Origin of the sequence: Mucilaginibacter sp. CAU 1740 (assembly GCF_039839285.1) — a bacterium.
Lineage (GTDB): Bacteria > Bacteroidota > Bacteroidia > Sphingobacteriales > Sphingobacteriaceae > Mucilaginibacter.
This window is the reverse complement of record NZ_JBDOQS010000009.1, coordinates 163,648-179,319: the sequence shown is the minus strand read 5'-3', so window position 1 is coordinate 179,319 and position 15,672 is coordinate 163,648. Positions and strand designations below refer to the sequence as shown.

Annotated in this window: 14 protein-coding genes; 12 read left to right on the top strand and 2 right to left on the bottom strand. The window is 43.2% G+C overall.

Going from position 1 to position 15,672, the window contains the following annotated elements; translation table 11 throughout:
* Positions 1-32 precede the first annotated feature (32 nt).
* Together AAFN85_RS19840 and AAFN85_RS19835 are read left to right on the top strand one after the other, a co-directional pair.
* Positions 33-1,445: a lipid II flippase MurJ gene (locus tag AAFN85_RS19840; protein WP_347529348.1), complete on the top strand. Its 1,413-nt coding sequence runs from the start codon at positions 33-35 to the stop codon at positions 1,443-1,445.
* Positions 1,442-2,644: a glycosyltransferase family 4 protein gene (locus AAFN85_RS19835; protein ID WP_347529347.1), complete on the top strand. Its 1,203-nt coding sequence runs from the start codon at positions 1,442-1,444 to the stop codon at positions 2,642-2,644. The genes AAFN85_RS19840 and AAFN85_RS19835 overlap by 4 nt, the downstream gene beginning before the upstream one ends.
* Before the next feature lie 191 nt (positions 2,645-2,835).
* Here the strand turns inward: AAFN85_RS19835 and AAFN85_RS19830 are convergent, their stop codons facing one another.
* Positions 2,836-3,636 carry a glycosyltransferase family 2 protein gene (locus tag AAFN85_RS19830; RefSeq protein WP_347529346.1) on the bottom strand — a complete coding sequence of 267 codons (801 nt, stop codon included), beginning with the start codon at positions 3,634-3,636 and terminating at the stop codon, positions 2,836-2,838.
* Between the two features lie 580 nt (positions 3,637-4,216).
* On the opposite strand from AAFN85_RS19830, the gene AAFN85_RS19825 reads away from it, so the two are divergent.
* The 3 genes from AAFN85_RS19825 (at position 4,217) to AAFN85_RS19815 (ending at position 7,639) form a co-directional block, all read left to right on the top strand.
* The gene (locus AAFN85_RS19825) at positions 4,217-4,858 is read left to right on the top strand and encodes a sigma-70 family RNA polymerase sigma factor (RefSeq protein ID WP_347529345.1); all 642 of its coding nucleotides are present in this window, start codon (positions 4,217-4,219) and stop codon (positions 4,856-4,858) included.
* The gene (locus tag AAFN85_RS19820; RefSeq protein WP_347529344.1) at positions 4,855-6,261 is read left to right on the top strand and encodes a hypothetical protein; all 1,407 of its coding nucleotides are present in this window, start codon (positions 4,855-4,857) and stop codon (positions 6,259-6,261) included. The genes AAFN85_RS19825 and AAFN85_RS19820 overlap by 4 nt, the downstream gene beginning before the upstream one ends.
* Before the next feature lie 64 nt (positions 6,262-6,325).
* Complete coding sequence (locus AAFN85_RS19815) at positions 6,326-7,639, top strand: hypothetical protein (protein ID WP_347529343.1); 1,314 nt, start codon at positions 6,326-6,328, stop codon at positions 7,637-7,639.
* 2 nt (positions 7,640-7,641) lie between these two features.
* Here the strand turns inward: AAFN85_RS19815 and AAFN85_RS19810 are convergent, their stop codons facing one another.
* Complete coding sequence (locus AAFN85_RS19810) at positions 7,642-8,646, bottom strand: amidohydrolase family protein (protein ID WP_347529342.1); 1,005 nt, start codon at positions 8,644-8,646, stop codon at positions 7,642-7,644.
* A 443-nt stretch (positions 8,647-9,089) separates the two neighbouring features.
* On the opposite strand from AAFN85_RS19810, the gene AAFN85_RS19805 reads away from it, so the two are divergent.
* The 7 genes from AAFN85_RS19805 (at position 9,090) to AAFN85_RS19775 (ending at position 15,659) form a co-directional block, all read left to right on the top strand.
* Positions 9,090-10,682 (top strand): alginate lyase family protein, encoded by a 1,593-nt coding sequence (locus AAFN85_RS19805; protein WP_347529341.1) that lies wholly within the window; start codon positions 9,090-9,092, stop codon positions 10,680-10,682.
* A gap of 250 nt (positions 10,683-10,932) precedes the next feature.
* Entirely contained in the window at positions 10,933-13,134 is a 2,202-nt protein-coding gene (locus AAFN85_RS19800) for a PQQ-binding-like beta-propeller repeat protein (RefSeq protein WP_347529340.1), read from the top strand.
* Positions 13,135-13,148: 14 nt separating this feature from the next.
* Positions 13,149-13,586, top strand: a complete 438-nt coding sequence (locus AAFN85_RS19795; protein ID WP_347529339.1) for a hypothetical protein — start codon at positions 13,149-13,151, stop codon at positions 13,584-13,586.
* Positions 13,587-13,627: 41 nt separating this feature from the next.
* Positions 13,628-13,846: a UPF0175 family protein gene (locus AAFN85_RS19790; protein ID WP_347529338.1), complete on the top strand. Its 219-nt coding sequence runs from the start codon at positions 13,628-13,630 to the stop codon at positions 13,844-13,846.
* Positions 13,836-14,270: a DUF3368 domain-containing protein gene (locus AAFN85_RS19785; protein WP_347529337.1), complete on the top strand. Its 435-nt coding sequence runs from the start codon at positions 13,836-13,838 to the stop codon at positions 14,268-14,270. Before AAFN85_RS19790 ends, AAFN85_RS19785 begins: the two co-directional genes overlap by 11 nt.
* 77 nt (positions 14,271-14,347) lie before the next feature.
* Entirely contained in the window at positions 14,348-14,998 is a 651-nt protein-coding gene (locus tag AAFN85_RS19780; RefSeq protein ID WP_347529336.1) for a hypothetical protein, read from the top strand.
* Positions 14,999-15,014: 16 nt separating this feature from the next.
* Positions 15,015-15,659 (top strand): hypothetical protein, encoded by a 645-nt coding sequence (locus tag AAFN85_RS19775; protein WP_347529335.1) that lies wholly within the window; start codon positions 15,015-15,017, stop codon positions 15,657-15,659.
* Positions 15,660-15,672: the final 13 nt, after the last annotated feature.

Here is a 15,672-nt window from a genome sequence, read left to right as displayed (position 1 = left end):
TATAGCCTTATAAAAACAATAACCACACGGCATTGCTCAGGAATAAAGCGTTTGTAAAAATTTTTTCGTCGGGCTTGCAGGCCCTCGCAGTGCAGGTGCTGGGCAGCGTGTTTTTTTACCTCATTTCGGTTTATTTAAGTAAAGATAGTTTTGGGGCCATCAGCTGGATGAATGCTCTATCAATTTTTATCACTACCATTTTAGGTTTTGGTTTGGAGCAGGTTGTGGTACGGCGGATAGCCGCATCGGGCCGGTCGGATTGGGCGGCGGCGGCATTTTTGTTTCATTCGGTTACCGCATTTTTTACAGCATTGCTGGTTTTGCTGTTGTTGAGTACTTGGGGAAATGATAGCGTTTATAAAATACTGCCCTGGTTTTTTGTAGCGCAAGGCCTGTTGTTTATCGGCATCCCATTAAAGCAATATTTAAACGCCAAGGAAAAATTTACGCCTTACGGTATCATAGCTATCATCACCAATAGTGCAAGGATAGCCGCCGCGGTTTGGCTCATGAAAACCAACCGACTTGAAGTAAATACCATAGTTACCGTAATGATCTGTACTGCCGTTGCCGAACTGTTGGCATTGCTTATCTATATCATTTCCAAAACCCAGTTTAGTTTTAAGGTACGTTTTCAGGCTTATAAAAAGTTGCTTAAAGAAGCATCGGCACAATATATTTCGGTAATATTTGATATGAGCCTTTCGCGGATGGATTGGCTGTTACTGGGTTTTATGGCCAGCAAGGCTGTACTGGCTGATTACAGTTTCGCCTATCGGGCTTATGAGCTATCGCGCCTGCCCATGCTCATTATAGCCCCGGTTATTTTACCAAGGCTTGCCAGGTTTATGGCCGGTAAAATGAATGCTGAATTTGAGGAAAGGGTAAACTCATTTAATCGGGTTGAACTTTTTTTGGCGATGCTGATCACACTGATATTAAATATTTTATGGACACCGTTGGTTGGGCTGATAACAGGAGGGAAGTACGGCGCAACAAATGCTACCGAATTTTTAATCCTATCGGCATGTATCCCGCTGCAGTTTTTTATCAACTTGCTGTGGTCGGTGAGTTTCGGGGCAAAAAAATATAAAACTGTATCAACTATTACCGTGAGCTGTGCTATCGCTAACATAGCGTTAAACCTTGTAGCGATACCTTTGCTTGGAGGAGTAGGATCGGCCCTGGCGTTTCTGGCCACAAACCTGTTGCAGGCTATTTTATATTACCGACTGGTAAATAAACGGGTAATGGCTATTGGCTTATCATCCTTTGCTTTTTTTATGCTTACCGCGCTTGCAGCATGGTTTGTAACAGGCTTGCTCAATATTCATTTTATGCTCAGGCTTTTGTTGGCGATAGCTTTTTATATAGTGGTGGCCTTGCTATCCAAACAGATCAACAAAAAACATATTGAACACAGTAAACAATTTTTAGCCCGATGAATATCCTTTACCTCTGCGATGAATATCCTCCCGGCAAGCATGGCGGGATAGGTACCTACGTGCGGTTGATAGCCCGACAGATGGCAAAGCTGGGTCATAAAGTAATAGTGGCCGGAATGTATAGCGAGGGATATAGTGGTGAAGATGAGTTTGTTGATGAGGGAGTAAACGTTTACAGGTACAGGTGGAAGGCAGGCGGCAACTGGGCCGATAGCGGGCAATCATTTTTAAGGAGATTTGCTAACAGAATTTTGCGTGAGACGGGCATCGTAGAAAAAAACATAATCAAGAGCCTTGCATCATACCAGAAAAAGCTGGAGCAAATAATTACCGATGAAAAGATAGATATTATTGAGATGCCGGATTATAATGACTATATCCGCTTTTGCAGATCGTATGTGCCATTTCCGCAGCTATTGGTACCGGTTGTAGTAAAAATGAACGGCACCATTACCTATTTTAATAGCGAAGCCGGATTGCTTACAGCACCACACATTATTAAAATGGAGCAGGCTATATTGAATCAAGCCAGGGCAGTAAGTAGTGCCAGTAGTTACACCGCCGATAAAAGCGCGGCCTATTTACAGTATAATAACCCGATAACGGTTTTATATAACGGTATTAATACGGATTTGAAATTGAGCGCTGCTTCGCGAGATCCTTTGAAGGTAGTTTTTACCGGCAGCCTAATGCAAAAGAAAGGCATTTATCAGTTGGCCAAAGCCTGGAATATTGTCAATCAAAATATTCCCGATGCCCGGTTGTTTGTGTTGGGTAAAGGCCCGCAAAAAAAGGTTGAGGCTTATTTAAATGAGGCAGCGAAAAGTAGTGTAATATTTAAAGGCCATGTTGCGGCCGACGAGCTGTATGCTGATTTAAGCGGTGCGGCCGTTGCTGTTTTTCCTTCTTATTCGGAAGCCTTCGCTTTGGCCCCGCTCGAGGCCATGGCTTGTGGCACAGCGGTAATTAACTCAAACCGTACATCGGGGCCTGAATTAATTGATGATGGAGTAAACGGATTGTTGATAGATCCTGATAATGTTAATGGGTTGGCTGATGCTATTTTATCATTATTAAAAGACCCTGAGCTGTGCTTGAAGCTTGGCAGAGCCGGAAATGAAAAAGTGAAAGCTTTTTTTGATATTGATATTATCGCGAGGCAAACGGTGCAGTTTTATGGAGAGGTTTTGAGCAAGTAATAAAAAAATGTCATTTCGATAGAGCAGAGGTGGGTAGCGCGCTGGGGCGAAAGAGAAATCTTATACGCTATGCAAAGCCGCTAAGCATCGTTTAAAAGCATGTCGTACGAGATTTCTCCCCAAGCCTTCACTCAACCCCCGCGCATGTTTGTCGAAATGACAAAAGTAGAAATCAGACTTGCGCTGGTTAATTATACCTGTTCAACTACCAGGTCGTTCCTGTAAATATTCTCAATCCCCGGTTTGGTTTCAAACTCTTTTAAATATTGGTACTTAAGCTTTGTGTTTTTGTAGATCACCCTGGCAATAGCCAAACCTTCCGCGCCATCTAAAAAACCTAACCTCACCATATAGTTCCGCAAAAAGCCAAACGCTGCCGAAAAATGCAGTTTTACAAATGTTGCCTTTTTGCCGGCCTTGTAATATTTAGCCGCGCTGAGCCGGGCATAGTGAATTGCTTTTGTATTAAAATCGTCAATATCTGTAACCGAATGGTGGTGCAGGTAGCCTCCAATTTTTACTATTTCGGCATTAGCAGGTAACATCAAGGTTTCATGTACCTCAGTTTCGCTCCATTTTGCCAGCGACCGGTTAAACAAACGCAGGTGGTGATCATTGCCCCAGTTACCAAAGCGGATAAGCTTTTTGCCGAAGTATGATCTGAAGCGGATGTCATAAACCTGGTTATGGTTATCTAATTTTAAAGAATGTAATGCATCCACAAGTTCCTGGTCTGGCACTTCATCGGCGTCAATACTGAGTATCCAGTTGTAGCGCGCCTGTGCTATGCCTTTATTTTTGTTGGCTCCATAGCCGCTCCAGCTTTTTTGAAATACCCGGCAGCCTAAACTTGTGGCTATTTGCGGGGTGCCGTCGCTGCTGTCGTTATCAATCACAACAATATCATCTGTAATCAGGCTGGCCATTTTTACACAATCTGTAATAAAAGCGGCTTCGTTTTTAGTAATGATCACAACAGACACAGGTACCATCAGCAACAGTATAAAGTATATAATTATAACACCGGTTTGCGTGCCGGTTTATAAAGTATATCGTTTATCAATTGCCTGAGGTTGCCTCGATAATGTTAAACTTTTAAAAATATTTAGCGGTTTCTTTTATTCCACTCGTTAAAGTTTACAAACTTATCTGCAACTTTATTTTTGCAATTTGGGGTGGGGCAAATGATGATCCAGCGGTCTTTTGCTTGCTCAATAACAGGTCGGGCACCACAAATGCTACAATTATTTATAGGAAAGTTAGGATTGATCTGGATTCTCATAATTGGCTTACAGCCAGCTTAATTTTATAATACCTTACGGTATAAGTTTGTGATAAAGTTGCCTACAATTCCAAAAATATATTTATCCGACTCTTAAACATGGTGTTTATTATGATCGTACAATGTTTTGTATAATAATTCTCAAAAAGTGTGAAATAATTATCTGGTAATCAGTACGATGGGTTGGTTGTAAAAATATTTCACAACCAAGGCAACCTTTTTATAATTATTGCCGTGATGTGCGTATATAAGATTAAATTTATAGGTTTGGTTACGGTTTTATCAACCCCATGGGCGAAGAAGAGTTACATCAACTGATTAATGGCTGCGTAAAGCAGGATAGGAAATGTCAGAAAATGCTCTATAAGGCATTTTATGGCTTTTCTATGGGCATTTGCCTCCGTTATGCAGGCAACAGAGATGAAGCCGCCGAGGTAATGAACCAGGGCTTTATGAAGGTGTTTACCCATATCGACAGGTTTGATACCACACGCCCTTTCAAAGCCTGGCTCGGGCGAATCATGATGAACGTATCTATTGATTATTACCGGGCCAATTTAAAAATGGCTTACACCGACGACCTGGAAAAGGCCGAAGGTATGACCGAAGGTGATTTGACCGACAATAATTTAAATTATGAAGACCTACTGGCCATGATACAGCAACTACCCCAGGCGTATCGTACAGTATTTAACCTTTTCGCTATTGATGGCTACTCGCACGAGGAAATTGGCGAAATGTTGAACATTAGCCCCGGCACTTCAAAATCAAACCTACATAAAGCAAGGCATAAACTGAAACAGATGATATTAAAGGCAGAGGAAACTGCTAATAAAACCAATTACAATAGGGGAATGGATTTTAATCCGATTGTGGCCTATAACGGCATCGATGTACGGAGCACTTTTTTAAATAACGGGATCAGAGGATGAAAAGCGAAGAGGATTTAGATAACTTATTTAAAAAGTCGATGGACGACCCGGCCAATCATCGCGCGTTTAACGAGGATGACTGGGACGCCTTTGAGCAAATGCTGGATGCGGGCAAAAAGCGCCGTGGCATTGTTTATTGGCTGCCACGGGCCAGTGCAATAGCAGCTATGTTGTTATTGGCTTTGGGCTGGTGGTTTTTTATCAAACCTGCCAAAGTTATTGATGACAATAATACACAGGCGGGTGTAAAACCAACTATAACCAAGCCTCAAACAAAACAAGGTGCAAATGATGATGCTACGAAACAGCCTTTAAAAGATACGGTTGCCAACAAACAGTCGGTTGGTGATAATCTGGCTGTAATTCCCGAAAAGGATACCAACTGGAATAAACACTCTGCTAAGAATTTAGCAGCTGCTAAATCGAAAAAGGATACCATTTGGAATACGCAAAAAACTGGAGATAACCTTGCTGCCGATAAAAGGAAACAGAAAAAACAGCTTGTGGGTCAACAACCTTCAGCGCCATTTGCAAGCGGACCAGGCAGTAGCGTTGTGGGGAATGATAACCTTGCAAAAACTAAGCGCGATACAGCGACACTAAATAATGCTGCCAGGATAGCTGGTATTAATAGCATTGACAAGCGCAATGGTAATTTGTCAAATGCACTGGCCAATATGGTTCCATCACTTGATATAACGATGGCCCATACATCGCCAGATTTTAAATCCCAGATAGATATACCCCCAGCGGCCGTAAATACCGATAAGCCTGCAAAAAAAATAACCAAGCAAGGTTTCGGGTACCGCCCGCAACTGGCTATTACAGCACTGGCATCATCGGATGTAAATGGTACAAGTTCATTCCAGGGTAAAATGGGCAGTAATTATGGCGCTTTACTTTCATTAGGGTTAACTAAAAAGCTAACCATAACAAGCGGTGTGGTTTATTCGTCAAAACCTTACAATACCAGCTTTGCCAATTACAATACGGCTTATGTATTTAAACATGAGCCAAGTGATGTAACTGCCGATTGTAAAATGCTGGATATTCCTATCAATATCGGCTACCAGGTTTTTGGCAACTTCCGCAATAAAATTTCTGTTGGTACAGGGTTTTCATCATACATCATGCTGCATGAAAAATACACCTATAACTATGCAGATGGTAACAACCCTGCATGGCCGCAAACTTACACTGTGCCAAACAGCAAAGGCTATTACCTGAGTATATTGAACCTGAATGCTACTTATGAGCGTAAGATCAATTCGAAGTTTGGTTTGAGTGTACAGCCTTACATGAAAGTGCCGCTTTCGGGGGTTGGATACTCTGATCTGAAGCTTCAATCAACCGGTGTGGCTGTGGGGGTTACGTATAACATCAACGCTTTCCGGAAACCGTAATTCGGCGTAAAACAATTGGAATGCTTATCTTGCGGCACATTTACCTGTACCAGATAATTCGTTCATGAAAAAACTACTGTTTTTCGCGCCTCTATTGTTTATACTTTCATGCCGGAATGATCCTGCACAGCAACTCGAAAATAAAAAGCTTAACAACCTCGCTACCGATTACGTGAGGCTTGGTTTAACTATAGGCCAGTACGATGGCGATTTTGTGGATGCCTACTACGGCCCCGATTCGTTAAAGCCGAAAACGGAGCTGTTACCTAAAAACTTCCCAAAGGATAGCCTGCTGGCCAGTGCCAATAGCATCATGAACGATTTGAAGCTGATTGCGCACACATCAAAAATTGATACCAATAAAATAAGGGCTAACTGGATGGCTGATCAATTGATCGCTTTCAGTCGCCGTATCCGGATCTTTTCGGGCGAGGAGCGTCCGTTTGATGAGGAATCGCGCGAGTTGTTTGGTGTAGCGGCACCTGTTTATACCGACGATTTTTTTAAAAGCCAGATAGCCCTATTGGACAGCATTTTGCCAGGCAAAGGCAACGTGAACGATCGTTTTCAAAAACTGGCCAATAAGTTCATTATCCCTAAAGATAAGCTCGACCCGGTTATCAAAGCCGCCATTGCCGAAGCCCGCAAACGTACTTTAACGCATTATAAATTGCCTGCCGGAGAAACCTTTACATTGGAATATGTGACCAACAAACCATGGTCTGGCTATAACTGGTATAAAGGTGGTTACAAAAGCACCGTACAGATCAATACCGATCTGAAGATCTTTATCGATCGTGCTATTGATGTTGGTAGCCATGAAAGTTATCCGGGACACCACGTTTATAATATGTTGCTGGAGAAAAACCTGTACCATGATAAAGGTTGGGTAGAGATCTCGCTTTATCCGTTGTTCAGCCCGCAATCGCTTATTGCCGAGGGGAGTGCCAACTACGGTATCGAGGTGGCTTTTCCGGGAAATGATAAGATCAACTTCGCTAAGAATGTATTGCTGCCGCTGGCTGGTTTAGATACTGCCGGCGCTGCCCTTTATTTCAAAGCCCTCGCCATTAAAGGTACTTTAAACTATGCCCGTAACGAGGCGGCCCGTGGTTTGATAAACAATACCATGAGTCAGGATAAGGCCTTAAGCTACCTGCGCAAATACTGCCTGATGAATGATGAAACAGCACAAAAATCATTAAGCTTCATCAAAAAGTATCGCAGCTATGTAATTAACTACAACTACGGACAAGACCTGGTTAAAAGCTACATTGAAAGCAACGGCGGCACAGCCGCAAATCCAGCTAAACGCTGGGAATTATTCGGCAAGCTGTTGAGCCAGGAGGTTGAACCGGTTAGTTTGGTGAAAAAATAATCTCAATTGGAAACTACCCGCGTATCTAAGATCTGCTGGGTAGTTTTCTCTCCTAAATTTTTTCTTAATAATTCAATATAAGGATCAATATCTATTAAAGGCCAATCCGTTCCGAATACGATATGATCTGCGCCTATGCTTTTTACCCTTTGTTTAAAGGCTCCCAAAAGTTGTTGTGCTGATTTATTTTGGGTCGGTTTTTGATCATTCGAACCAATCGGGAAAACCGCACTGATGTCGAGGAATAAATTACGGTGAGCCTTATTATCCGAATGTAGGTAACTGGCAATAAGCGATAGTGCTTTGCCCGTTTGCCTATCATATCCGCCCCAACCCGCCATATGGGCAATTACTACTTTGGTGTTTTTGGCAAAAGGCATCAGTTGCTTTAACAGGATGTTGGTATTAGCTTCGCCATCCCATTTTTCGGCGCTGCGGAAATGAACCAACAATAACAGCTTATATTTATTGGCTATCGCGAACACTTTCTGTATTTGCTTAACCTGCGCTTTATCAAAAAGATTAACCTTGCTATTGGCAAAATGGAGTTTGATACCTGTAAATTGTTTGGTAACTGCGCAACGTTCAATCTCTTTTATCGCATAAGGTTTTAGCGGATTAATGCTCATAAACGCTTTTAGGCGACCGGGATATCTTGCCGCTTGGGAGGCTATCCAATCGTTTTGGTGTTTTACTTTTTTGTATTCGTTCTGTACAGGTGTTAGGGGGGAGCCAAACCAATAGGCATTTGATATGATCCAGGCCGAATAAAACTTTGCCCGGTTAAGCCGGTTGATGATGGTATCGGCATCAAAGCAAAGTGAATCTGTTCTGGTTGCTTTTTGATGAAAAGCTTTTAACATCCGGAACCCTAATTGTACCGTAGCAGAATCTTGGAGGTGCACATGGTAATCGGTGCAATGGTTTGATTTTACCTGCGCTTTTAAATTACAGGCCAGTATGGTTAAAAATATCAGGGCCGATGCCCGTAACGAATAGCGTTTCATTAAGTTCAAGATAGCAATTTTATACCGCTTCAATTGCCAACTTATCTGTTGGTAGGCCAATGTTGCCGCTATCGGTGTGTGTCGGTTAAAAAATCCTTGTTAACTAATATTTAACTCCCTCTCCACTACAAAGCCACTACAACTATCCGATTTATCATCCGAAAATTGTGTTTTATCATTACTGATGATTATGTTTTCGCTGATTTTCTGAATTTTAAATCCCGTTGTAAATATCTATACATCAATTATTTACGAAAACGTTATAGTAAATAAATTCCGCTGAATGCTATATTTTTTTTCTTTTAGTTAAATAGTTTTGGTTTAGCGATTAGCTTGATTTAAAGCGTTGCTAATTTCCCGTTAGGTCAAATCCCATCGGTTTAACAGGAACACCACCAGTTGCCAATTAACTACATCTTATAAACCAATTATTGCTATTTTTTATGAAAAGAAACAACCTTTCTTATTGGCTGTGCTGTATCCTGCTTGCAGGCGCGGCTATTATTTTTACACAGTGTAAAAAATCATCAGTGGCCGGTTCCGCGGCTGCCGCTAACCAGGAAAAATCTACTCAGCCCCGTTCGGTTACATCCTTTGTGCATCCGGGGGTAATGAATACCGCCGCCAATCTCGATCTGATCCGCAACCAGGTTAATGCCGGGGATGCATCGCGTACGGCATCTTATCAAAAAGTGATAGATTTTATTACCAACAATGCCATGCCTACGCAGTTTTATCCTACAGTGTATGTAGGCTCAAACGGGCATACAAGTCCCTCAAAATCGCAGATCAGGAAGGATGCTATCCTGGCGTACGCGCTGGCCTTGCGTTTTGCCAAAACAGGGGATACCCAATGGTCGGACAAGTGTAAGTTTATCCTGAATGGCTGGGCTTCAACTTTTCAAAACTATGCACCTATTGATGCCTCGGATAACCCGCACCAATCAGATCTGGAAGCATCGTGGACAACCCCAAGCTTTGTTGCGGCTGCCGAGATCATCCGTTACTATCAGCCTGGCGGCGTATCAGCCAATTGGGCACCGTCAGAAATTACCACCTTCACCAATTACCTGAACAACGTAAAGGATAACTATATCAACCACACCTTTGGTGGCTATGGTTACAATTACAACAATAACTGGAACGTATCTGCAGGTTATGCTAAAATGGCTGTTGGCGTGTTTTTAAACAGCGCCAATGTGTTTAATGATGGGGAAGCACAACTCAATATCACCATGCCAACCATGATCCAGGCTGATGGCACCATGCCCGAAGAATGCGACCGCACCGATTGTGTACATTATCAATACTCACTCACCGGGTTTACCTTCGCCGCCGAAATTGCTTTGATGCAGGGCGATAACTCGTTGTACACGGCCTTATCAAACAGGATCAGTTCGGGGTACGATTTCATGTACCGCTCGTTTTTCCAAAACATCAGCTGCGATTATTGTTCAACTTCAAGCGCGGTTTATCCGGGTTTGGAGGTTGCCTATCATCACTACGGTACCTCTAACATGAACGCGTTGCGCACCGTAAACGGAAATGCTACCCCGGTTTACGCGCCCGCAGATAATACTTTCCTTGGCTTTACTACATACACCCATTACAACGTTGGCGGTGGCAATACAACCCCTCCGCCGTCAAACAATAACGCGCCGATAGGCACCGTAATATCACTTAAAGGCTTTAATGGCAAATATGTAAGCGGCGAAAACGGCACTCAAGCCATGACCTGCACCCGCGCCACAGCCGGCGATTGGGAACATTTCACTGTACTTGATGCCGGTGCCGGTAAAATATACCTGCGCAGCATGGGCAAATACGTATCATCAGAAAACGGTACCCAAGCCATTACCTGCAACCGCACCACTCCCGGCGATTGGGAAAAATTTACCTGGAGTGTAAATCCCGATGGTACCGTCACCCTGCAGGGTTTTAACGCCAAATTTGTTTCGAGCGAGAACGGCACCCAAGCCATGACTTGTACGCGTGCTACAGCATCGGGTTGGGAGTCATTTGGGTTGAATCAGTAGCCGTAACTATAATATTTGGCTTGAAATAATCTTACAGACCTATAAACCACGTTATTGCACGAAGCAATCCCCAACTTACAGGGCGGACCTGCTAATCGGCGATTGCTTCGTACCTCGCAATGACGTTTTTGATTGATATCGTGTTTTAAATGAGACATTCCGAAAAAGCTTGATTTAATTTTATAACTTGTTGGCTTATGTTGATTTAACCGAATCGGGTTATTTGGCATTATAAACCAATTTAATACCAATGAAAATCAGGCTGCTCCCTTTATTTTGCATTGCTGCAATTATTTACTCTTCCTGTAAGCATACCTCAAAAAATAATGAAGCCTCCTACACGGGCTGGTCAACTTACGCGGGATCTAAGGATGGGATCCGCTACTCTTCAAATCAAGAAATTAACGCAACTAATGTAGGACAGCTTAAACAGGTTTGGACATACAGCACCCATGATAAAGACACTGCCAACCGTAGCCAAAACCAATGTAACCCCGTTATGGTTGATGGTGTTTTATACGGCACCAGCCCGAAACTGAAATTATTTGCACTGAACGCGGCCACGGGCGAGCAAAAATGGTTGTTTGATCCGGCCAAAGATGATACAACCAACAACGGCGATCCGATGGCTTATTACAAAGTAAGTCGCGGCGTAATTTACTGGCAGAATAATGCTGGGGGAGAGAAACGCATTTTTTACAGCGTAGGTGCTAAAACCTGGGCTATCGATGCCGAAAATGGTAACCCGGTGCGCTCGTTTGGTAACAATGGTTATCTCGATCTGACTAAAGATCTCGGCCGTGATACTAAATCATTTGTAGCCGGCACTACACCGGGTGTTGTTTACAAAGATCTGCTGCTTGTGGGCACCCGTGTTTCAGAATCAGCCGATGCCGCGCCGGGGCATATCCGGGCATATGACACCCGTACAGGCAAATTGCGATGGATTTTCCATACTATCCCGCAACCCGGCGAACCCGGTTATGAAACCTGGCAGGATACCGCCGCCTATAAAAAGTTTGGCGGGGCCAATAGTTGGGCAGGTATGGCACTGGATGAAAAGCGGGGCATAGTTTATATCCCGACAGGTTCAATCGGGGGCGATTTTTATGGAGGTTTCCGTAAAGGAAAAAACCTGTATAGTAACTCGCTACTGGCGCTTGATGCCGCTACCGGTAAACTGAAATGGCATTTCCAGGTAGTGCATCACGACCTGTGGGATCGCGATCTGCCAGCCAACCCAAATCTTGTAACGATAGTTAAAGACGGAAAAAAGATAGATGCTGTAGCGCAGATCACCAAACACGGGCATATTTTTCTGTTCGATAGGACTAACGGTAAACCCATATTCCCGATAGAAGAAAAGCCGGTACCAACCAAAGCCCTGCCGGGCGAAGAAGTGTGGCCAACGCAACCAATTCCAACCTTGCCTCAACCTTTCGCAAGGCAGATGTTCAATCCCGAAGATGTGACCAACCGTACACCAGAAGCCCATGCCGAAATGCTGGCGAAATATAATCAGGTTAAAAACCGCATTATGTTTACGCCGCCAAGTAAGGAAGGCGGCTGGATCTTCCCCGGTTTTGATGGTGGCGGAGAGTGGGGTGGGGCAGCGGTCGACCCGGAGACTAAAATATTGTACGTAAACTGCTCCGAATTGCCTTGGGCGCAGGTAATGATAGATGTGCCTAAAACTAATGTAAACGATAATTCGCCGCAGGCTTTGGGCCATATGGTTTATAATACCAATTGTATAGGCTGCCATGGTGCCGAATTAAAGGGTAACGGCACATCATACCCCTCATTGGTAAACATCGGCAAAAAGTATAGTGCGGATCAGTTGAATGGTATTATCGCCAACGGGCGAAATATGATGCCATCGTTCAAACAAATTTCCCCAACAGATAAAAAGAACCTGCTGGCATTCCTTCTCAAAATTCCGGAGGTAAAAGCCACTAAAGAAATTGCCAAAGAGCCAACAAGCAACCGCGCAACCAGCACTGTGGCCGAAAAGAAAATGGTTGATCAGATCCCTTACGCCATGAACGGCTATAACCGCTTTTTAGATAAAGATGGTTACCCCGGTATAAAACCACCATGGGGGACTTTAAACGCTGTTGATCTTACCTCGGGCAAGTTACTTTGGAAAGTGCCGTTGGGTGAGTATGCCGAGTTGACTAAAAAAGGCATCCCGGTTACCGGTACCGAAAACTATGGAGGCCCGCTGGTTACCAAAGGCGGATTGGTATTTATTGCAGCTACTAAGGATGAAAAGATCCGTGCTTTTGATAAGCGTACAGGTAAAGTAGTTTGGGAAGCGCAGTTGCCGGCGGCTGGTTATGCCACCCCGGCAACTTATACTATTGATGGGAAACAATATATTGTGATAGCTTGCGGTGGCGGAAAAATTGGAAGTAAGTCGGGAGATAGTTATGTTTGTTTTGGATTATAGGATAAAGACTAATTATGGATTTGTTTGAGAGCGTTTTTGAATTGTACGAAAAAGTAAGGCTTAAGGCCGAAGCTGATTTTCAGGATCTGATCAAAACCCAATATACGCAGCAATGCTACAGCGATAACGGCGCGTTTTGCCTGGTGCTGGAGATTGAGGTTTTGAAAAATATTTCGGACGATGACTACGGTATTCAGCTTTCTATCAACGCGCAAACAGAACCGAACCATGGCGGCGATAAAAAAGAAGCCAAAGGGACTTATCTTATTGCCGAACTGCTTAGTGCCGATCATCAAAAATTAAACAGTTTGGATGAATTGTTTTTTGATCCATCTAACGAGGAAGAGGTGCAAAATGCTTTTAAACAGATTGAAGGATTTATTTTACCTTATGTTGATGGGCTTAGCGGTGTTTTGGCTGAACGGTATGATGTGCAGCCGATAGGGGCGTAACTTGCAGCTGAAAAGAATAAAATTGTCCTTATCTTTATATTATGACAACGATGATATTGCAGGTTCCTGAAGCGCTTGAAAGAGAGCATGACCAAACGGTGCGCTTAATTGCTGCTAAGCTTTATGAAGCTGGTAAGCTGTCATTAAAAGAAGCAGCGGAAATGTGTAGTATGAAAAAATGGGATTTCGCAGAGATACTGTCGGGATTTGGAGTGAATTATCTTGATCCAAGTGTGAAAGCTGATTTGGATGGGATCTGAATATTCTGCAGTAATTACTGATGCCAGTTGTTTTATTATATTAGACAAAATTTCGGCATTGCACATTCTTGATAATTTGTTTTCGAAAGTGATTACCACTCCCGAGATTGCCCTTGAATATGGTAAAAAGTTACCTCATTGGGTTAGTGTCCAATCTGTGCAAAACAAGGATTTGCAAAATCAATTTGAAAATATCGTTGATGAAGGGGAGGCAAGTGCGATAGCTTTAGCTGCCGAAGTAAATTGTGATTATTTATTAACAGATGACCGCGCTGCCCGAAGACTTGCCGAGCAAAAGGGCATTATAGTAAAAGGTTCGGCGGGTGTGCTGCTCTTTGCCAAGCAAAAGGGAATTATTTCATTGTTACGCCCATATCTCGAACAAATACAACAAACTAATTTTAGAATATCCCAACAAACTTGAACTTAACTTGAAACGCCTTTTTCACGTGTTTGAAAAGGCAATTTGCAAGCTTTGGTTAAAGATAATTTAAAACGCCCATGAACAACAAAATTTTATTAGCGCTGCTTATAAGCATGACGCTTGGCTGCAGTATTAGTTACAGTCAGAAATCCAAATTAAGCTATGATATTAATAAACTGCTTCATGAAAACAAGCTGATCAAGATCACCCCGCTGCAAAGGGTTGCCGAAATTACCGATGGAAGCAAACAAGGCTTAAGTTTAGATGGCATCTTGTGGCTAAAAGGTCTCGATTTTAAAACCGGCACTATCGATGTTGATTTGCGCGGTAAGGACATTTTTCAGCAAAGCTTTTTGGGGATAGCCTTTCATGGTATTGATACGGCTGTGTATGATGTTATTTACTTCAGGCCGTTTAATTTCCGGGCTACAGATACCCTGCGACACAAACATGCCGTGCAATACATGAGCCTCCCGGGATATGAGTGGGATAAGTTACGACAGGAATACCCTTTGGTTTACGAAAACGAGGTGAACCCCGCTCCACAGGCTACCGCGTGGTTTCACACCCGTATTGTTGTTAATGTCGATGATATCGTGGTGTATGTTGATCATGCTGATAAACCATCCCTCAAAGTAAAAAAACTCAATAACCGGCAAACCGGCCTGTTAGGCCTTTGGTCTACGGGGTTGCCTGGCGATTTTGCAAATCTTGTTATCACCCAATAACCCAATATAAATCATCATGAAAAAACTAATTTTTGCCATGTTGCTTATGGCTGCCATGAAAACCCATGCCCAGCAAAAATACCGGTTGTATAACCTTTCGGAAGTAGATCCCAAACAGTGGATCATCCCTAAAAACGATACTTTGGATTATGAGCTCGGCACATTTAAAGGCAGCAAGGCGCTGATCATTAAACGGAAGATTCTCGATTATAAATCGGCCAGCCTGGCGTACAAGCCGGGACTCAATTTTAAGGATGGCATTATTGAACTGGATATTGCCCGGCCTGATAAAGGCGGCTTTGTTGGTGTGGCTTTCCGTATTAAGGATGAGCATCATTACCAGGTGGTTTATTTCCGGCCGGGATCATCGGGAACTATCAACGCTATCCAGTACATGCCCGAAAAAAAGACCGAATTTAACTGGTGGGATTATGAAGACGTCAAATACCAGGCAACAGCCATTATCCCATCTGATAAGTGGTTCCATGTAAAGGCGATAGTGAAGGGCAACAAGTTGGAAGTTTATGTAGATAATGCAGCCAAACCAGCCGTGGTATATACCGATCTCGACCCGTCCTTACCAAGCGGGGCGGTAGGCTATTGGCATGGTAACTGTCCCTCTGGCGCTTATAAAAACCTTGTTGTAAAAGCGTTTAATTAAAAAAAGGCCTCCC